The organism is Collinsella sp. i06-0019-1H4 (assembly GCF_042849575.1).
In the GTDB taxonomy this organism is placed as follows: domain Bacteria; phylum Actinomycetota; class Coriobacteriia; order Coriobacteriales; family Coriobacteriaceae; genus Collinsella.
On the sequence record NZ_BAABYB010000001.1, the window covers coordinates 214,766 to 233,896 of the forward strand.

The 19,131-nt window shown below is 61.8% G+C and carries 17 protein-coding genes and 1 pseudogene; 14 read left to right on the forward strand and 4 right to left on the reverse strand.

All coding sequences use genetic code 11. The features are described from left to right. Window positions 1–104: 104 nt before the first annotated feature. Window positions 105–425, reverse strand: a complete 321-nt coding sequence (trxA, locus tag ACGHEN_RS00860) for a thioredoxin (protein ID WP_117629728.1) — start codon at window positions 423–425, stop codon at window positions 105–107. Between the two features lie 136 nt (window positions 426–561). Here trxA and ACGHEN_RS00865 point away from each other — a divergent pair, with 136 nt between their 5' ends. Beyond that, window positions 562–1,137, forward strand: a complete 576-nt coding sequence (locus ACGHEN_RS00865; protein WP_390396578.1) for a hypothetical protein — start codon at window positions 562–564, stop codon at window positions 1,135–1,137. Between the two features lie 18 nt (window positions 1,138–1,155). Here the strand turns inward: ACGHEN_RS00865 and ACGHEN_RS00870 are convergent, their stop codons facing one another. Continuing rightward, window positions 1,156–1,683, reverse strand: coding sequence for a GHKL domain-containing protein (locus tag ACGHEN_RS00870; RefSeq protein WP_390396581.1), 528 nt, complete (start codon window positions 1,681–1,683; stop codon window positions 1,156–1,158). A 187-nt stretch (window positions 1,684–1,870) separates the two neighbouring features. Here ACGHEN_RS00870 and ACGHEN_RS00875 point away from each other — a divergent pair, with 187 nt between their 5' ends. The 7 genes and pseudogenes from ACGHEN_RS00875 to ACGHEN_RS00905 all read left to right on the forward strand — a co-directional run bounded on the left by ACGHEN_RS00875 (window position 1,871) and on the right by ACGHEN_RS00905 (window position 9,102). Continuing rightward, window positions 1,871–2,977, forward strand: a complete 1,107-nt coding sequence (locus ACGHEN_RS00875) for a hypothetical protein (RefSeq protein ID WP_390396583.1) — start codon at window positions 1,871–1,873, stop codon at window positions 2,975–2,977. Between the two features lie 82 nt (window positions 2,978–3,059). Continuing rightward, window positions 3,060–3,287 (forward strand): annotated as a pseudogene (locus ACGHEN_RS00880) (transposase); the annotation flags it as partial. Then, window positions 3,188–4,240, forward strand: coding sequence for an IS3 family transposase (locus tag ACGHEN_RS00885; protein ID WP_390396586.1), 1,053 nt, complete (start codon window positions 3,188–3,190; stop codon window positions 4,238–4,240). The pseudogene ACGHEN_RS00880 and the gene ACGHEN_RS00885, both read left to right, overlap by 100 nt. A 994-nt stretch (window positions 4,241–5,234) precedes the next feature. Beyond that, on the forward strand, window positions 5,235–6,260 hold the full coding sequence (gene nadA, locus ACGHEN_RS00890; RefSeq protein WP_390396589.1) for a quinolinate synthase NadA: 1,026 nt from the start codon (window positions 5,235–5,237) through the stop codon (window positions 6,258–6,260). Window positions 6,261–6,316: 56 nt separating this feature from the next. Further along, window positions 6,317–7,693, forward strand: a complete 1,377-nt coding sequence (locus ACGHEN_RS00895) for an L-aspartate oxidase (RefSeq protein WP_390396591.1) — start codon at window positions 6,317–6,319, stop codon at window positions 7,691–7,693. 3 nt (window positions 7,694–7,696) lie between these two features. After that, a complete protein-coding gene (gene nadC, locus ACGHEN_RS00900) occupies window positions 7,697–8,557 on the forward strand; it encodes a carboxylating nicotinate-nucleotide diphosphorylase (protein WP_138113797.1) in 861 nt (286 codons plus the stop codon). Further along, window positions 8,557–9,102 carry a transcription repressor NadR gene (locus tag ACGHEN_RS00905; protein WP_390396594.1) on the forward strand — a complete coding sequence of 182 codons (546 nt, stop codon included), beginning with the start codon at window positions 8,557–8,559 and terminating at the stop codon, window positions 9,100–9,102. The genes nadC and ACGHEN_RS00905 overlap by 1 nt, the downstream gene beginning before the upstream one ends. A 242-nt stretch (window positions 9,103–9,344) precedes the next feature. Here ACGHEN_RS00905 and ACGHEN_RS00910 read toward each other — a convergent pair whose 3' ends face one another. Beyond that, window positions 9,345–9,596: a 4Fe-4S binding protein gene (locus ACGHEN_RS00910; protein ID WP_158564522.1), complete on the reverse strand. Its 252-nt coding sequence runs from the start codon at window positions 9,594–9,596 to the stop codon at window positions 9,345–9,347. Between the two features lie 592 nt (window positions 9,597–10,188). Between ACGHEN_RS00910 and dnaK the strand changes: the two genes are divergently transcribed. The 5 genes from dnaK to ACGHEN_RS00935 all read left to right on the forward strand — a co-directional run bounded on the left by dnaK (window position 10,189) and on the right by ACGHEN_RS00935 (window position 17,078). After that, window positions 10,189–12,081, forward strand: coding sequence for a molecular chaperone DnaK (dnaK, locus tag ACGHEN_RS00915; protein WP_055310046.1), 1,893 nt, complete (start codon window positions 10,189–10,191; stop codon window positions 12,079–12,081). Window positions 12,082–12,083: 2 nt separating this feature from the next. Beyond that, on the forward strand, window positions 12,084–12,926 hold the full coding sequence (locus ACGHEN_RS00920; protein ID WP_390396598.1) for a nucleotide exchange factor GrpE: 843 nt from the start codon (window positions 12,084–12,086) through the stop codon (window positions 12,924–12,926). 108 nt (window positions 12,927–13,034) lie between these two features. After that, window positions 13,035–14,000 carry a DnaJ C-terminal domain-containing protein gene (locus ACGHEN_RS00925; protein WP_055285310.1) on the forward strand — a complete coding sequence of 322 codons (966 nt, stop codon included), beginning with the start codon at window positions 13,035–13,037 and terminating at the stop codon, window positions 13,998–14,000. Between the two features lie 72 nt (window positions 14,001–14,072). Further along, window positions 14,073–14,489: a heat shock protein transcriptional repressor HspR gene (locus ACGHEN_RS00930; RefSeq protein WP_089573643.1), complete on the forward strand. Its 417-nt coding sequence runs from the start codon at window positions 14,073–14,075 to the stop codon at window positions 14,487–14,489. Window positions 14,490–14,777: 288 nt separating this feature from the next. Then, window positions 14,778–17,078 carry a hydratase gene (locus ACGHEN_RS00935; RefSeq protein ID WP_390396603.1) on the forward strand — a complete coding sequence of 767 codons (2,301 nt, stop codon included), beginning with the start codon at window positions 14,778–14,780 and terminating at the stop codon, window positions 17,076–17,078. A 272-nt stretch (window positions 17,079–17,350) separates the two neighbouring features. Here ACGHEN_RS00935 and ACGHEN_RS00940 read toward each other — a convergent pair whose 3' ends face one another. Next, the gene (locus tag ACGHEN_RS00940) at window positions 17,351–18,019 is read right to left on the reverse strand and encodes a hypothetical protein (RefSeq protein WP_117770268.1); all 669 of its coding nucleotides are present in this window, start codon (window positions 18,017–18,019) and stop codon (window positions 17,351–17,353) included. A 266-nt stretch (window positions 18,020–18,285) separates the two neighbouring features. On the opposite strand from ACGHEN_RS00940, the gene ACGHEN_RS00945 reads away from it, so the two are divergent. Then, window positions 18,286–18,924: a hypothetical protein gene (locus ACGHEN_RS00945; RefSeq protein ID WP_117770269.1), complete on the forward strand. Its 639-nt coding sequence runs from the start codon at window positions 18,286–18,288 to the stop codon at window positions 18,922–18,924. The last annotated feature ends 207 nt before the right edge of the window (window positions 18,925–19,131 follow it).

Sequence of the window (19,131 nt, forward strand, 5' to 3'; positions counted from 1 at the left end):
GGCTGTTTGTGTCTACCATACTATCCGTGGTCGCATGCCTTGCGTTTGGCACTCCGGTGAGCGGTGCGAAACCGCTCATGGACGGCAGACAAGTAACAAGCGTATTACAGATGTTTCTCCAGCAGTGCCTGAAGTCTTGCCTTGGGCAAGGCGCCGACCGAGCGGTCGACCTCCTCGCCGTTCTTAAAGACGATCAGCGTGGGGATGCTCATGACGCCAAACTTCATGGCCAGGTCCTGGTTGTCGTCGACGTTGCACTTGGCCACAGCCAGCTTGCCGGCCAGCTCGTCGGCAACCTCGTCTACGATGGGCGAGAGTGAGCGGCAGGGGCCGCACCACGGGGCCCAAAAATCAACCAGTACGGGCAGACTATCGTTGACGACAGCGCCGAAGTTCTCGGGGGTAATCTGCTTAATGTCAGCCATGGTGACCTCCATAATACGACGCGGCTCGGCCGCGTAAAACTCAGTACGACCGTGCTTATACCCAGCGGCCCGCAAAGCAACCACTCGCGGGCGGCTCTTTTATATAATGGTGGGCACGCAAACGATTGGAGAGCGCATGCCCACGTCACAAAGCCAGAAAAAAGAAGCCATCGCTCAGGCGACCGAGCAGGAGCTCGCGTCGCTTGCAGGTCGCGGTGTGCGTATCGCGGGCAACGCGTGCTCGCCGATTGTGCTGGTCAAAGGCGATTTGGATGAAGCCGAGTGCTCGGGCGGCGAGCTGGCTGCCGGCGCGGATGGCGCCGCGTTGCGCAAGGCGCTCGGCGCCATCGGATATGCCCCCGAGGACTTTTGCGTGCTGGCAAGCGTCGCCGGCGCGGGCGACGGAACGGTCGCGGCGGGCGAGGACCTGACGTGCGACCTGTTCCGCGAAGCGCTGGAGACCTTGGACCCCGAGGCGGTACTGCTGCTGGACAACAGTGCGGCCGATGTCATGCGCGAGACCTATGCCGATATGCTTGTGGCAATTGATGACTTTGACACCGCCATGCTCAAGCCCGGCCTGGTCGCCCATGTGCAGGGGCGCCGCGTGCTGGCGCTCGACGGTTTTGAGGCGGCGCTCACCGACAAGGCCGCCAAGCAGCGCATGTGGGCCTACATTAAGCAGCTGACCCCGGCGGCTGCACCGCTGTAGCGAGGTTGGCGGCAGCCCCTACATCACGGCGCGCAGCTCAAACCGGTCGCCGTTAATGCGGAACTGGCAGTTGCCGTTCATGCGCTCGACGGCAAGCATAATGCTCTTGGTGCCAAAGCCGTGCCCAGTGTGCTGAGCCACGGGCATGCCGTCGACCATGTGCGGCGCACGGCCAAACGTGTTGGAAACCAGCAATAGAAGCTGACCGTCTTCGTAGCGAAGGTCCAGGTCGACAAACCGCTTGCCTTCGGGGGCGGCGCTCGCCGCGGCGATGGCATTGTCCAGGGCGTTCGATACCACACTGAATAGATCGACATCGCCCACGTGGACGGTTTCGGGCACGGCGGCGCGCAGATCGGCGGTGATGCCGCGCGCGTTGATGTCCGCGGAAAGCGACGAGAGCGCAATGTTGACCGTTTCGTTGGCGCAGTAGCGGCGCACGGCGGTGCGGTCGTTGGTCTCGCAGAGCGCGTCGATGCGCCCGAGTGCCTCATCGGTGTGACCCTCTTCGATCAGGGCCGCAAGACCGCGCAGGTAGTGGCGCATGTCGTATCACATTGAGACCAAGTCAAGAAGAATCGCTTCGGTCGAATCGCGTCTTTTGGGTGAGTTCTCAACGTCCGCTGCCGCTGGTTTCCACCGTATGCCGAAAACACCCGGACGATGCCGTGCAGATCGCTTCGCTCTGCTATAGTCTCCCAAATTCACGTTTTCTATTGGGATGGTGGTTAATATGGGCGACATACTCGAATCGTTCCTGCGCGTGGCGATGGTGGTGTTCATCGTCGGTCCGCTCACTGCATGGGTCGCCCGTCGCGGCGCGCGCGAGCGCAGTGAGGCGACGGACAGCCTCGATCGCTTCACGGTGCGCATGCCCGCTGCCATTCGCACGATCATCGCCTGCTGCGCCGTCGCGTTCGAACTGCTCATGCTGGGTGTCTACGTCTGGCAGGGCGTCTCGTTGGGCGAGTGGGACCACGAACTTGTGTGGTTCGGTCACGCCATGGCGCTCGCGGGCATGGCCATCTGGGCCCTGCTGAGCATCCCGCGCATCGACGTGGACGGTGAGCGAATTCTCTCGCGTAACGCCTTCGGCATCCGCAAGGAGACGACGTTTGGCAACATCACCCGTGCAACGCTTCACACGCAGATGATGAGGATCGACCTGTTCGAGGGCGACCGGAAGTTCTGCTCGATAAGCCTCGAGGGGGTGTGCTCGCTCAACCTCCTCGCCCGTCTGGAGGAAGAGGGCATCGAAGTCTCGGACGCCGTCGACGGTCCCATGACCAAGGCGGGCCTGTGTTGGTCTGCCATCAGGCCGTTGACGATTGTTTTCAACGGCATGGCGCTCGTCTTCTCGCTCGTGATCGCCTTCATGGCTGTTTTCACCGATGCCGGTGCTCGTCTGCTCTTGCTCGTCCCGTTCCTCTTCCTGTTCATAGGGGGACTCCTGCCCCTGCTCATGCTCAGCATGCCCGCCCGCGGCATCCTCGAGATCGGCAGGCAGGAGCGCGAACTCGGCTTCTCCTTCGCCGAGGAGATGGCAAGTCGAGGTACCACGGGCACTTCGCTTGTCGACGATGATTGGTTCATCGAGATCAGCAATGCCCGCGTCGTGGCGTTCCGTCGCGATTACCTCAAGAAGGTCACGGCGCACGAGAACAGCGAGAGCGGCGACCGTTGCACGGTGACCACGAAAGGCGGTCGCAAAATCAAGGTGTATGCAGCGGGCAGCACGCTCGAGGACCTGCGCTCGTGGTTCAAACAGGGTGCCAAGGCCAGAAGCACGCTCGACCGTGCAGAGGACGCGCTCGAGACGACGTCTGATTGGGTTGTCTGACCTGTATCGTCTTTTCGGACACGCATGCTAGAGGCCCAATCCTTTAGAATGCATTCATCGACGACCGAGAGGACGGTATGCTATGTCCAACCCAGCCGCCAAGTACACCGACGAGTTCAGGCGCGAGACCGCCGACTACATCATCTCGACGGGCAGGCCGATAACGGAATGCTGCGCAGAACTGGGCCTGAATTCCAAGACCGTGAACAAGTGGGTGCAGAATCGCCGGCGCGAGCTTGCCGGCGGGCCCGACCCCAAGGCCGAGGACCGCGAGCTTCGCGAGGCGAAAAGGCGCATACGCGAGCTCGAGATGGAGAACGCCTTCTTGAAAAAAGCCGCGGCCTTCTTCGCCAAAAGCCAGGCGTAGCCGCGTGCTACCGGATGATGTTGGCGGAGAAGGCCGAATTCCCGGTGAAAATGATGGCCCGCGTGCTCGGCGTGAGCCGATCGGGCTTCTACTCGTGGCTCTCCAACGGCTGCCCGCGAGAAGACTGGTCGGCCGAGCGCGAGGCGGTCCGGCGCGTGTGGCTGGAGTCGGACCGCAGGTTCGGCTTCCGGTTCGTGAAATGCTTCCTGCCCGGCGAGTTCTCCGGATTGACCCTGTACAGGGTGCGCAAGCTGATGCGCGAGCTGGGAATACGCGGCTGCACGCCCAACGCCAGGAAGCGCACCACCATCCCCGACCCGAAGGCCAGGCCCCGGCCCGACCTGGTGCGCCGCGACTTCACCAGTCCCGTTCCAACCTACAAGCTCGTGGGCGACATCACCTACCTGCGCACCGGCGAGGGATGGCTGTACCTGTCGACGGTCATCGACCTCAACACCCGCATGGTGGTGGGCTGGTCGCTCTCCGAGCGCATGACCGCCGACATCGTGGTTTCGGCGCTGGCGTCGGCCAAATCGCGCGGCTACGTGGCCGGCAACGCGATATTCCACGCCGACCGCGGCGCCCAGTACACCAGCAGGCTTCTGGCCGAATGGGCGCGCGACAACGACGTGCGGCTGTCCTGCAGCCGCACCGGCAACTGCCACGACAACGCGGTGGCCGAGTCGTTCCTCGCCACGCTGAAGAACGAGATGTACTACAGGCGCAGCTTCCCGACCAGGGATTCCGCCAAGCACGCGGTGGTCGAGTTCATCGAGGCGTACTACAACCGCCGAAGGCCCCGCTCGACGATCGGCTACAAGGTGCCGGCCGAGGCCATGGCGGCCTTCTTCGAGAGAACCGAGCCCAAGCCCGAGGCCATGCCTATGGCCGCTTGATTCCTCGAGCTTGCGTGTCCGAAATCTTGACACAGGTCAGAAGGCCTCGATGCCAGCGCTGCGCCGATATGGGGCAGCGGCCCCCCGTTGGCCGCCATGGCCCTGACTTCCGAGCGTATGCTGGCGCCGCTCGTCTTAAGACGTCGACCTCCATCCGGAGCCTGCGGTTCTCGCGCTCGAGCTCCAGGATCCGGTTCTGCTCGGGCGTGCGGTTGTCCGCGGCGCGCGGCGAGCCGGTCTCGTTTATCGACTTGACCCGCCTCTCCACGGTGCTCTTGTCGAGGTCGCACTCGTCCATGGCCTCGCGCCTGGGCTTTCCGGCGTTGTGGAGATCGACTATCTTCCTCTTGAACTCGTCGGTGAAATGCCTCGGTCTGGGGCCGGTCGAGGCCGAGCCCCCGGTCCGGCTGGGGTAGCATGTCGCTGCGGACCATTGTCTTTCCTCTCGTTGAATATCTAGGCGCTGACGATTCTAGGCGATGGCCCTCTCTTGCTTCTTACACCTCGATTGTGCTCGCTACCCCCAGCGGGCCCGGATCGAGCGATTCGGGCCCGCTTTTGGGGCCTGCCGGAAACCCGGTGGTCAAAAAGGGCCAAATATGAGTACTGTTACCAGTTTGGTGGCAGCCAAATGGCCTCAAAAATCGGTGCCAGAGGCCAAAAGTGCATCGATTTTCGTTCTTCAGAGTCGTGATCGGGCTCCAAACAAGGCGATTTTGCTGCTCTGGACCGGAAAATCGCTGCTACTAATTTGGTGACAGTACTCATATTTGGCCTTTTTTGACCACCGCTCCTTGGTCCAGGACAATGCGGGCCGCTCGAATCTTGGGGCGGGTCCATTTTCGACTATCCTCAGCTTGCCAGTTCGAAAATGGACCCGCCCCAAGATTGAATCTTTATTCCAACTTTACACCTGGCTTTACAGCTGTCTTGTCAGCTGTAAAGCCAGGTGTCATACTAAAGCCCCAAGATTCGCCAAAAGAGAGGGGCCTTGATGGCACAGAGCGCGAACATGGATGCATCGGAGCTTGCACGCGATATCGCGGCCGGCCTAGCATCGGCAACGACGGCAACGGAGCGCGCGGCACTGGTGCCCGCAGAGCTCGTCGAGGCCATTCAGCAACTAAAAACCCAACGTGACGCGGTGATCTTGGCGCACTACTATGTGGCGCCCGAGGTCCAAGCCGTTGCCGATTACGTCGGCGACAGCTTCTACCTGGCAAAGCTCGCCAAGAGCCTGCCGCAGCAGACCATCGTGCTGTGCGGCGTGGAGTTTATGGGCGAGAGCGCCAAGCTGCTCAACCCCACCAAGACCGTGCTGCTGCCCGAGCCGGGCGCGGACTGCCCCATGGCGCACATGGTCAAGCGCGAGACGGTCGATGCGGCGCGCGCCGAGTACGGCGACGACCTTGCCGTGGTCTGCTACGTCAACTCGACGGTCGAGATCAAGAGCTGGAGCGACGTGTGCGTCACCAGCTCCAACGCCGTCAAGATCGTGTCCGAGCTGCCGCAGCAGCACGTCCTGTTCATCCCCGATCAAAACCTGGGCCGCTTCGTAGCCGAGCAGGTGCCGCAAAAGCACGTCATCCTCAACAATGGCTATTGCCCGCGCCATCACATCATCACCGTCGAGCAGATCGTCGATGCGCAGGAGGCGCATCCCGACGCGCTCGTGCTGGCGCACCCCGAATGCAAGGCCGACGTCCTTGCCGAGGCCGACTACATCGGCTCCACCGCCGGCATCATCAAGTACGCCGAGGATTCGGACGCGAGTGAGTTCATCATCGTGACGGTCCGCGGCGTGCTCTACGAGCTCGAGCGCCGCTGCGAGGGCACCGGCAAAAAGTTCTATTTTCCCGCGGTGCAGCCCACCTGCGTCAACATGGATCTCATCACACTCGAAAAGCTCGTGCGATGCCTGGAGACGGGCGAGGGCGAGGTACAGATCGGCGTGTCGGACGAGGCTGCCGACCAAGCCAAACTCACGCTCGACCGCATGCTCGAGTACGCGGCGCGCTAGAACGATGTGACATGAGGGACAGTCCCTTATGCCACAGTACAAGGGAGAGGATTCCTGTGGAAACCAAACAATACCCCGATATGGAGTGCGACGTTGTCATTGCCGGTTGCGGCGTGGCGGGCCTGTACGCGGCCCTCAATCTGCCGACGAGCACGCGCGTGATCATGCTCTCCAAGGGCACTGTCGACGAGTGCGACTCGATGCTTGCGCAGGGCGGTATCTGCGTGCTGCCCGAAGGCTCGGATTACGATGCCTTCTTTGAGGACACCATGCACGCCGGCCACTACGAGAACCGCCGCGAGAGCGTCGACATCATGATCCGCTCGAGCCGCTCGGTCATCAACGACCTGCTGGCCATGGGCGTGGATTTTGAGCGCAAGACCGACGGCAGCCTCGACTTTACCCGCGAGGGCGCACACAGCCGTCCGCGCATTGCCTTCCATGCCGACATTACGGGCAAGGAGATCACGACTAAGCTGCTCCAGGCCGTTCGCAAGCTTGATAACGTGCAGATTTTGGAGCACGTGGCCATGACCGACATCCTGACGGGCGAGCGTGACGGCGCCACGGTGTGCACCGGTGTCGTCGCCGTTTCCGTGGACGAGGACAACTCGGTTCGTCCCGCCGACGAGCTGGCAAACGCCGCCGAGGACGTGCATGTCGGCGAGCCGTTTAAGATCCATGCCCGCCATACGCTGTGGGCGACGGGCGGTATCGGCGGCGTGTACGACCATTCGACCAACTACCCGCAGCTCACGGGCGATGCCTGCTACATTGCTCAGGAGCATGGCATTAAGATGGAGCACCTGGACTACGTGCAGATTCACCCCACGGGTCTGTTCTCGCCGCAGCCGGGCCGCACCTTCCTGATCAGCGAGAGCTGCCGCGGCGAGGGAGCGATTTTGCTCAATGCCGCCGGTGAGCGCTTTACCGACGAGCTTCAGCCGCGCGATGTGGTCGCCGCCGCTATTCGCGAGCAGATGAAGCAGGACGGCACCGAGCACGAGTGGCTAAGCTTTGCCCCCGTCGAGCGCGACGTAGTGACCGGGCACTTCGCCAACATCCGCGCACGCTGCCTGGAGGACGGCCGCGACATCTTGGACGAGCCCATCCCCGTTACGCCCACGCAGCACTACTTTATGGGCGGCGTGTGGGTTGACAAGGACGGTCGCACCTCGATGCTCGAGCTCTACGCCGCGGGCGAGACGGCTTGCAACGGCGTTCACGGCAAGAACCGCCTTGCATCAAACAGCCTGCTCGAGTCTCTGGTTTGGGGCCGCCGCGCCGCGTGGTACATGCGTACCGGCGAGTCGCTGGCCGTGGAGCAGGCGGGCGATCCCGCGCTCGATGGCCGTCATCGTACCCTGAGCGCCGACACCCTGGCAATCGATGATTTGGCCCGTGCCGCCGGCACGCAGGCCGTGGAGGAGTAGACCATGAATCCCATTACCATGAAGCTCGTCGTCGATGATCTGATTCTGCAGGCTCTGCGCGAGGACATTACCTTTGAGGACGTGAGCACGGCGAGCGTGTGCCCCACGGCGCGTCCCGCTACGGTGGAGCTTATCGCCAAGGCCGATGGCATCATCGCGGGCTTGGATGTGTTCGCTCGCACCTTTGAGCTGCTGGATTCGCAGAGCTCGGTGCTGTTTGATGTTGCCGACGGCGACGAGGTGCACGCCGGCGACCACGTGGGCCAGGTGCGCGGCGATGCACGCGTACTGCTTTCGGGCGAGCGCGTGGCGCTCAACTACCTGCAGCGTATGAGCGGTATCGCTACCTATACACACCAGATGGCCGCGGCGCTCGAGGGCACCAAAACCGTGCTCGTCGATACGCGCAAGACCACGCCGGGCATGCGCGTCTTCGAGAAGGCCGCGGTCGAGATCGGCGGCGGCAGCAACCACCGTTACAACCTGTCGACGGCCGTCATGCTCAAGGACAACCACATCGATGCCGCCGGTGGCGTGACGCGCGCGATCGAGATGGCGCGCGCCCATGCATCGTTTACCACGACGGTCGAGATCGAGTGCGAGAACCTGGACATGGTGCGCGAGGCCGTGGAGGCCGGCGCCGACATCATCATGTTCGACAACATGACCCATGACGACATGGCCGCCGCTATTGAACTTATCGCCGGCCGCGCCAAGACCGAGTGCTCGGGCAACGTGGATGCCAGCAATATCCGCGCGCTTGCCGACCTGGGCGTTGACTTTATTAGCTCGGGCGCCCTGACGCACTCCGCGCCGATCCTCGACCTCTCGCTTAAGCACCTGCGTCTGCTGGACGGTAAATAATGAACGCCCGCGAGCGTCGCCGTGCCATCATGGCCGTGCTCGAGGGGGCCAAGGGGCCCGTATCGGGCAGCGCGCTTGCCCGCGAGGTGGGTGTGAGCCGCCAGATCGTGGTGCAGGACATCGCCCTGCTGCGCGCCGATGGGCACGATATCGTGGCGACCAACCGCGGCTACGTGCTGCAGGAGGCCCCCAGCAGCCCCGCCGTGCCTACGCGCTTGGTCAAGGTTCGCCACAGCGTGGAGCAGGCAGGCGATGAGCTCACGAGTATCGTCGACGCCGGCGGCGCCGTGCTCAACGTGATTGTCAATCACCGCGTGTACGGTAAGATTACGGCCGACCTGGACATCCGCAATCGTCGCGATGTCGAGCGCTATCTGCGCGATATCGAGAGCGGCAAGAGCTTTCCGCTGCTGACGGTGACCAGCGGCTACCACTTCCATCGCATTGCGGCGGAGGACGAACAGACCCTCGACGAGATCGAGGCGATGCTCAAGGAGAAGGGCTACCTAGCAGACCTGATGCCCTACGAAGACGATTTCTCTTAGCCGACGCTGCAAACGCCCCATTTGGACAATCTGGCCTTCAATCGTCGGTCGCGTACCAAAGTACGCTTCCCTCCTCTTTCAGGCCACCTTGCCTCAAATGGGGCGTTTTCGCTGGCGCGAGTTCAACCAACGGCGGTGCCAAATTAGCTGCCCACGAATGCAAAAAAAGGAGGCCTCCGCGGCGATGCGGAGGCCTCCTTTTTGTGCACGGTGTACTTGTGAGTGCGCAAGTGGGGGAGTTGTTACTCCTCGACGATCTCGGTGATCGCGCCAGCGGGGCAAGCGTCCTGGCAAGCGCCACAGGCGACGCAGGAGTCCTCGTCGGCGACGGTAGCGACGTCCTGGAGCTCCAGAACGCCAGCGGGGCAGGAGTCGACGCAAACGCCACAAGCGATGCACTCGTCGGCATCAATTACGGGATGAGCCATGGTAGTTTCCTCTCTGTTGACCGACGCTACAGGCGATGCGCGCCGGTTTGATTCGGGCAAAAACATACCACGGGAGCGACCGTTTGCAATACCCTCTGGCCGGCATCTTCATACCGTTCGCCGAGTATGCCAAGGTTTACTAAAAAACGCGCAGGTGGGGCCGTTGAGCTGCGCAAATGTTAGCTATAGGTGACTTGTAATATTGACCTATTGAGCGCGCCTGCGGAAAGGGCATCCCGTTATTTGGCCGAAAACCGGGTCGCAGTTTCCGGTTGGGCCCGCTAGCGGAAACTGCGACCCGGTATCAGCTCTCAAAACGGGATACGGTTTCCGGTTGAGCCTTCAGACGGAAACTGCGACCCGGAATCTACGCTCAAACCGGGATGCGCTTGCCGCAAGACGGCCCCCAGGCACCCCCGGACGCAAACCTCAGCCATCTCTACATAGATCTCAATAGATCTGCCGAGAACTCATTCAGCGCATCTACCTGCGCATTTAAGAACCTAAACTCTCAACAATAAGAAATCTTATATGAATTGACTTAGATTTTGTATATTCCGGCCCATAAGGGGATACACTACATCCTGAAAGACAAGCCGAAGCGCCGCGCGACAGATCGTCGAGGCGGCGCGAACGCAAAAGAGAGAGGGAATTTCTAATGAGTAAGATTCTTGGTATCGACCTTGGTACTACTAACTCCGCAATGGCCGTTCTCGAGGGCGGTTCTCCGACCATTATCGTGAACGCCGAGGGCGACCGCACCACCCCGTCCGTCGTGGGCTTCCGTGCCGACGGCGACCGCGTCGTGGGTAAGGCCGCTAAGAACCAGGCTGTCACCAACCCCAAGAACACCGTGTTCTCCATCAAGCGCTTCATGGGCCGCAAGTACTCCGAGTGCACCTCCGAGATCAAGACCGTGCCGTATGAGGTCAAGGAGGGCCAGGGTGGCCGCGCCGTCGTCGACATCGAGGGCAAGGATTACACCGCCGAGCAGGTGAGCGCCATGACGCTCGCAAAGATGAAGGCCGACGCCGAGAAGTATCTGGGCGAGACCGTCACCGACGCCGTCATCACCGTCCCGGCCTACTTCAACGACGCCCAGCGTCAGGCCACCAAGGACGCCGGTAAGATCGCCGGCCTCAACGTCAAGCGTATCGTGAACGAGCCGACCGCTGCTGCTTTGGCCTATGGCCTGGACAAGCAGGGCACCGACCAGCGCATCCTGGTCTTCGACCTGGGCGGCGGCACCTTCGATGTCTCCATCCTCGACCTCGCCGACGGCGTGTTTGAGGTTCTGTCCACCTCGGGCGACAACCACCTGGGCGGCGACGACTGGGATCAGCGCGTCATCGACTGGATGGCCGATAAGTTCCAGCAGGAGAACGGTGTCGACCTGCGCCAGGACCCCATGGCCCTGCAGCGTCTGAAGGAGGCCGCCGAGAACGCCAAGAAGGAGCTCTCCGCCGCCCAGCAGACCACCATTAACCTGCCGTTCATCACCATGAACCAGTCCGGCCCGCTGCACCTCAACTACACGCTGACCCGCGCCGAGTTCGAGAAGATCACCCGCGACCTGCTCGAGCGTTGCAAGCAGCCTGTCACCAACGCCCTGCGCGACGCCAAGCTCAAGCTCTCCGATCTGACCGAGGTCATCCTCGTCGGCGGCTCCACCCGTATGCCCGCTGTCCAGGAGCTCGTCAAGACCATGACCGGCAAGCAGCCCAACATGTCCGTGAACCCCGATGAGGTCGTTGCCGACGGCGCTGCCGTCCAGGGCGGCGTGCTCACCGGCGACGTCGAGGGCATCCTGCTGCTCGACGTTACCCCGCTGTCGCTGGGCGTCGAGACCATGGGCGGCATCATGACCAAGATGATCGACCGCAACACCACGATCCCGACCTCCAAGACCGAGGTCTACTCCACCGCTGCCGACAACCAGACCAGCGTCGAGATCAACGTGCTCCAGGGCGAGCGCGAGCTTGCCCGCGACAACAAATCGCTCGGTAAGTTCCAGCTGACCGGTATCCCGGCTGCCCGCCGCGGCGTGCCGCAGATCGAGGTCACCTTCGACATCGACGCCAACGGCATCGTCAAGGTCTCCGCTAAGGACAAGGGCACCGGCAAGGAGCAGCAGATCACCATTTCCGGCTCTACCGCTCTGTCCGACGACGAAGTCGATCGTATGGTCAAGGACGCCGAGGCTCATGCCGAGGAGGACAAGAAGCAGAAGGAAGAGGTCGAGGTCCGCAACCAGACCGACAGCCTGTGCTACTCCACCGAGCAGACCCTCAACGAGCTGGGCGACAAGGTTTCCGCTGACGTGAAGTCCAAGGCCGAGGCCGCTATCGCCGACGCCAAGAAGGCGCTCGAGGGCTCTGACGTCGAGGCCATCAAGGCCGCCGGCGAGTCCCTGCAGTCCGTGGCCTACGAGCTGGCCCAGGTTGTCTACGCCGACGCTCAGCAGCAGACCGACGGTGCCGCTGGTGCCCAGCCTGCCGACGATGACGTAGTCGACGCCGACTACGAGGTTGTGGACGACGAGGACAAGTAATCATGTCCGCCCGTAAAGCTCGCACGGAGGCGGCTGCCGCCGGCGCCGCCCCCGTTGACTCTGAGGAGAAGGACGTGAAGATTCCCGTAGAGGCCGCAGACGATACCGAGGTCAATGAGGCCGAGGCCGCCGAGGCTGCCGAGAACCAGGTAGAGGATTCCAACAAGGAGGCGACGATGACCGAGGACGAGATGGTGGAAGCCGCTATCCGCGCCGGTGAGGAAGCCGCCGACAACGACTTTAAGCTCAAGTTCGAGCAGGCCCAAAAGGAGCTTGCCGACGTGCGCAATGAGCTCGATGCTGCGGCAGAGGCTCAGAAGGCCGCCGAGGACAAGGCGAAGGACGCTACCGAGCGAACCGCTCGTCTGCAGGCCGACTGGGAGAACTTCCGTCGCCGCACCGCCAACGAGCGCATCGCCGAGCGCGAGCGCGCGACCGAGAAGCTCGTCACCGCGCTGTTGCCGGTGATCGACGATATCGAGCGCGCGATCGACCATGCCCGCAGCCAAGAGCTTTCCGACGACTTTAAGCAGTTCGTCGATGGCGTTGACGCGGTACATGCCAAGCTGCTCGATGTGTTTGCGCACGAGGGCGTTGAGCCCATCGATCCCAAGGGTGAGGCGTTCGATCCGCTCGAGCACCAGGCTGTGGGTCGCGTCGAGGACGCATCGCAGTACGACGAGACCGTCAACGACGTGTACCAGAAGGGCTACCGCATGGCGGATCGCATTCTGCGTTCCGCGATGGTGACGGTGACCTACGGTGGCGAGAAGCGCCCCGCACCGGAGCCCGAAGCGGCGCCCGAGGATGCTACGGCCGATACGGCCGAGAGCACCGAGGAGTAATTGAGAAGGGCCCCGGGGCAACACCCGGGGCCCTTTCTGGCCTAGTGCCATATGACAGTATGAGCCGCCGTCCGCAGGGGCGGCGGATATAACAGGAGAGGAGCTACGATGGCTGCAGGCAAAACCTTCTATGACATCCTGGGCGTATCCAAGAGCGCCTCCGACAAAGAGATTAAGAGTGCGTTTCGCAAGCTCGCGCAAAAATATCACCCCGATGCCGGCGGCGACGAGGCCAAGTTTAAGGAGATCAGCGAGGCCTACGAGACGCTTTCGGACGAGAAGAAGCGCAAAGAGTACGACCAGATGCTCATGTTTGGCGGCATGCCGGGCGCGGGCGGCGCGTATGGCGGCGGCTACGGTGCCGGTGCGGGCGCCAGCGGCTGGGGCGACATCTTCGACAGCATCTTTAGCGGCAACGGCGCCTGGGGCAGCGATTGGGGCTCGGGTTTCGCCGGGGCTGCGGGCGCTGCCGGTGCGGGTGCGGGTCGCAGCCGCGCTCGCAAGGGCGGCGACCTGTCGCTGACCGTCGATGTGACGGCCGAGGACGCGTTTCGCGGCGTGACGCACAAGGTCACCTACCGCATTCCCTCGACAGGCGAGCAACAGACCATTACGGTCTCGGTGCCCGCGGGTGCGGTCGACGGCGGCAAACTGCGCTACAAGCGTCGCGGCGAGTACGGCGTTGCCGGCGGCGAGCGCGGCGACCTGGTCGTGACCACGCACGTGGAGGAGCATCCGCTGTTTAAGCGTAAAGGTGCCGACGTGACCATGGAGGTACCGGTCTCGGTCTATGAGGCGGCGCTCGGCTGCACGGTGGACGTGCCGACGCCCGGCGGTGCGACGGTTCGTCTGAAGGTGCCCGCGGGTACCCAGACGGGCAAGAAGTTCCGCTTTAAGGAGATGGGCGCGCCCGACGTTAAGCACCGTGGCCGTACGGGCGCGCTGCTCGTCGAGATCAAGGTGCAGGTTCCCACGAACCTGTCTGATGACGAGCGCGATGCCATGACCAAGCTGCGCGAGGCCGACACGCGCGACTATCGCGAGAAGGTCAATCGTTACAAGGCGACGTACTAGGGCGGTCGCGGCGCACGACCACGCCCGCGGGCTTATGATGGACGATAACGAGACGGAAAGGGGTCAGGTAGCATGGCCGAGGACAATAGGAACAAACCGCTGTACATGATCAGCGTGGCGGCCGAGCTGACCGGCATGCATCCGCAGACTCTGCGCGTCTACGAGTCCAAGGGCCTGGTGAACCCCCAGCGCTCGGGCGGCAACACGCGCCTGTATTCGCGTGCCGATATCGAGCGCCTGGAGCTCATCAACCAGCTGACCGACGAGGGTATCAACCTTGCCGGCGTGGTGCGCATCCTCGATATGAAGGAGCGTGCCGAGGAGCGAGAGCGCGAGAACGAGAAGCTCCGCGCTCGCGTGCGCCAGCTCGAGGACGAGCTGCACGAGTACAAGATGCAGAAGAAGATTACCGCTCTGGCCCCGCGCGACGGCTCAGTCAACCCCGAGCAGGTCATGCGCAAGCTGCTAGGTACGGGTAGCGACCTATAGCTCCGCCGACGCTGCCGGGCACTCATTGGGGACAGACTTAAATGAGTGCCCACAGAATGAGAGTGGATAATCTCCCGTTTTTGGCCTATGTGCAGGCTCGAAGTGGGAGATTATCCACTCTCGTCATTTGAGCGTCTAAGTCTGCCTCCTCGGCACTTAACTCGTCCTATGCTTTACCGAGATAAAGTGAACGCGCAGATTCGTAGCCCACTCGCAACTGTTCTATGGCACGATATTGAACGAATGTATGCTATGCGCCCAAATCTTTTGGGCAGAGTGGGAGACAGTATGGTCAAGCTGTACGAGGACGGCATCTACCTGCGCGGCGGCAGCGAGGTTGTGCCTGCGGCCGAGGCTGCCGAGCGCGGTATTACGCAGACGCCCGAGGATGCCAAGCGCGGCACCATCGCGTATTCGATCCTCCAGGCACACAATACGTCCGGCGACCCCGAGGCGCTCAAGATTCGCTTCGACGCCATGGCGAGCCACGACATCACCTTTGTCGGCATCATCCAGACGGCGCGCGCCTCGGGCATGGAGCAGTTCCCGCTGCCCTACGTGCTCACCAACTGCCATAACTCGCTGTGCGCCGTGGGCGGCACCATCAACGAGGACGACCATGTCTTTGGCCTCTCCGCGGCCAAGAAGTACGGCGGCATCTTCGTTCCGCCGCACATCGCCGTCATCCACTCCTTTATGCGTGAGAACTTCGCCGGCTGCGGCAAGATGATCCTGGGTTCCGACTCGCACACCCGCTATGGCGCCCTGGGCACCATGGCCGTGGGCGAGGGCGGCGGCGAGCTGGCAAAGCAGCTGCTGCGCGACACCTACGACGTTGCCTATCCCGGCGTCGTCGCCATCTACCTCACGGGCACCCCGCGCCCCGGCGTCGGCCCGCACGATGTGGCGCTCGCTATCATCAAGGCGGTCTTTGCCAAGGGCTACGTCAAGAACAAGGTCATGGAGTTTGTGGGCCCGGGCATCGCGAGCATGACGACCGATTACCGCAATGGCGTCGATGTCATGACCACCGAGACCACCTGCCTGTCGAGCATCTGGGCCACCGACGAGGACACACGCGCGTTTTTGACCATGCATGGCCGCGGCGACGACTACCGCGAGCTCAAGCCCGCCGATGTCGCCTACTATGACGGCTGCGTCGAGGTCGATCTGTCCAGCATCAAGCCCATGATCGCGCTGCCGTTCCATCCTTCCAACGGCTTTGAGATCGACGAGCTCAACGAGAACCTCGAGGATATCCTGCATGAGGTGGAGCTCGAGGCTGCCAAGATCGGCGAGGGCAAGACGCACTTTAGCCTGCTCGACAAGATCGTCGACGGCAAGCTGCACGTGCAGCAGGGCGTTATCGCCGGCTGCTCGGGCGGTAACTACGACTCCGTGGTCCAGGCTGCCCGCGTGCTTAAGGGCGCCAACACCGGCTGCGGCGAGTTCTCGCTGTCGGTCTATCCCACAAGCCAGCCCGTGGCGCTCGAACTTACGCGCCGTGGCTACATCTACGACCTTATGGAGGCCGGCGCGATCGTGCGTACGGCGTTCTGCGGTCCGTGCTTTGGCGCCGGCGACACGCCTGCCAACAACGGCCTGTCCATCCGCCACACCACGCGCAATTTCCCCAACCGCGAGGGTTCCAAGCCGGGTAATGGCCAGCTGAGCGCCGTGGCCCTGATGGACGCTCGCTCCATTGCGGCGACGGCTGCCAACGGCGGCGTCCTGACGCCGGCGACCGACCTGCCCGAGGAGACTTGGGACGAGGCCTGCGAGTACACCTTTGACGACGCGCCGTACAAAAAGCGCGTGTACTGGGGCTTTGGCAAGGCGGAGCCTGCCGACGAGCTGGTCGAAGGCCCCAACATCAAGCCGTGGCCCGCGATGGAGCCCCTCGGCGACGATATCCTGCTCAAGGTGTGCTCCAAGATCATGGACCCGGTCACTACGACCGATGAGCTCATTCCCTCGGGCGAGACGAGCTCCTTCCGCTCCAACCCGCTGGGCTTGGCCGAGTTTACGCTCAGCCGCCGCGACCCGGCCTACGTGGGCCGTTCCAAGGAGGTCGACGCGGTGGAAAAGCGCCGCGTTGCCGGCGAAGCGGCAGGCGACCTGGCGGCGCTCGATGCCGAGCTTGCCGGCGTGTTTGAGGCGCTGGCTGGCGCGGGTGTCGCGGCAGACGCCAAGGCAACCGAGTACGGCTCCATGCTCTACGCCAAGAAGCCGGGCGATGGCTCTGCCCGCGAGCAGGCCGCGAGCTGCCAGCGCGTAATTGGCGGTCTGGCAAACATCGTCCACGAGTACGCCACTAAGCGCTATCGCTCCAACGTGATGAACTGGGGCATGGTGCCCTTCCAGATGGAGGCCGAGCCCAGCTTTGAGGTGGGCGACTACGTCTTTGTGCCGGGTATCCGCGCCGCGCTCGACGGCGACCTGAAGGACATCGCCGCTTACGTGGTTCGCGCCGACGGTACGGTCGAGCAGATTGAGCTCTATATTGCCGATATGACGGCAGAGGAGCGTGCCATCGTCAAGGCCGGCTGCCTGATCAACTACAACAAGTTCAAGGCCGCTGCCGAGTAACGCACTTAATTGTCCGCCCGGGGCTTATCCTTTCCCGCCCGCTCACGCGCTTCGCGAGGGTCGCGTTCGGGAAAGGGTAAGCCCCGGGCTACATTTCTGCGTTCTCGTTGGGTCTTGAGGGACGCTAATAAATAGACTTGTTTGATGCCGCCCCTGTTAATGGGGCGGCTTCTTTTTGTCGAGAACCGCCACAAAGGGGACAGGCACCTTTGTGGCGGTGGGGACGAGCTCGATGTTGTTGTGATCGTTGAGCGGCATGTTAATGGGCACCTCTACAGAATTTCATCTGGGCTGGCGGGTTTGGTTGTTTTGGGGATGCCGAGTTTGGATGACGCGAAATCGTCAACATTGTCCTTAATTCCGTCTTTGGTGTAGACAGTGACCATATAGGTGCTGTGTCCGAATTCGCCCTTGTCGCGTGTTGCCCAGGCATCCCAGTAGGCGGCCCCGTTTCGCCCTTTGATTTTTCCGACACGGCGGAGTTCTGTTCGCTTTAATTTCTGGTTGCTATAGATGGTTCGACCGGCTTCCGCGGTGAGCCCGCACTGTCCAAGCAGCTTGTCGAGGACTTGGTTCATGTGGCGCTCATCGGTGTTTGGTGCGTAGTCGTAGGCGAGGGTGATGGAGTCAAGGGGCTGGTCGTCGATCAGATAATTCATTGTCTGAGGTTCGAGGCAGAAATAAGGAGAGCATCCGTCGACCTTGCCGAGCAACGGTAACTTGGACTGCCAACTTCCGGTGGGAATTGCATATTCGTAGAACACGCCACGGCAGACAAAGGAGAGCGAGGTGGCACGCGAGCCGGCGTCGATCATCCCGCAAAGATCGAAGGGCGAGGCGATACCAAAAGAAAAGGGCGTGATGACGATAAGGAAGAGCATCACGATGGGTATGGCGAGAATGGCGATGACGTTGCGACCGGTGGAATGAGACGGCTTCATATGCGCTCCTCGAGACAAAGAGCTGTTGAGGATAGGCAGAAATGGATATGTTCAGAGAACAATTCAAGTTTAATCTCATGGCGTGAGATGGTCGACCGTTAGCGTCGAAAACCACCACAAAGGTGCCTGTCCCCTTTGTGGTGGTGGGGAGCGCGCGGCTTCTTTGGTGATAGTGTTAGCCGGCGGTATCATTAGGACAAATGGCGCGGGTTTGCATTGTGAGGTGCTTTGCTGTGAGAAGTCCTGCCCGTATTGGATTGATTGTCTTGGCGCTTGCGATTGCTGTGGTTGGCGCGGGCGCTGTCGGTATGGCATTTCTACCTGCTGCGGTGACGGAGCCGGTGGTCAAGCCTGTGACTCAATCTGTCGAACTTCTGACCGGCGACGACAAGCCTGAGACCATTACCGTTGATTTTGATGAGCAACCGGCTGCGCTGGGCATTAGTAATTATCCACGCATTCAGCTTGGGGCTATGCGCTATACCACGGATTCTGGTCTGATCGACAGGGCGTCCGAGCTGCTCAAGGGCAAAATCTTTAAGCGCTGGTATGGATATGCGTCCTATCGGGCAAAAGCGAACGACATGGTTGGCGGATGCCACTCTTCCATCGAGCTGGACACTGCAAACGGCGCAAAGTTATGTGATGTCTCGTACGATCCGGGCTACGAGGACAATGAGGGTCCGGGCATCTACATCATGGACGGCGATGTCGCCTATGTCATGGAGGGCGACCAGACCGAGCTCAACGATTTTATGGGCCAGTGTATCCAAGATGCCTATAAACAGACCTGCTTGCCTGACCCGCAGGCTGCACGCGATAGTGGGTCTGCCCGTACATGGCTGTTCGAGGATGAGATGCCCTGGACCGTCGAATCGGGAAGTACGGGTCCGGCGAAGGAGTAGAGACCGCGACCACCACAAAGGTGCCTGCCCTCTTTGTGGTGGTTTTCGGTCTGTCTCGATCTGTAACATCTTGGCCGCTAAAAGTGGGCCTGGTGTTACAGATTTAGATTTTTGATCCGGGTGTCTTCTGTTTGTCTCAATCTGTAACAGGTAGAGCTCTATTTGCCGAGTAGATGTTACAGATTGAGACAAACGGGTGCCGCTGGT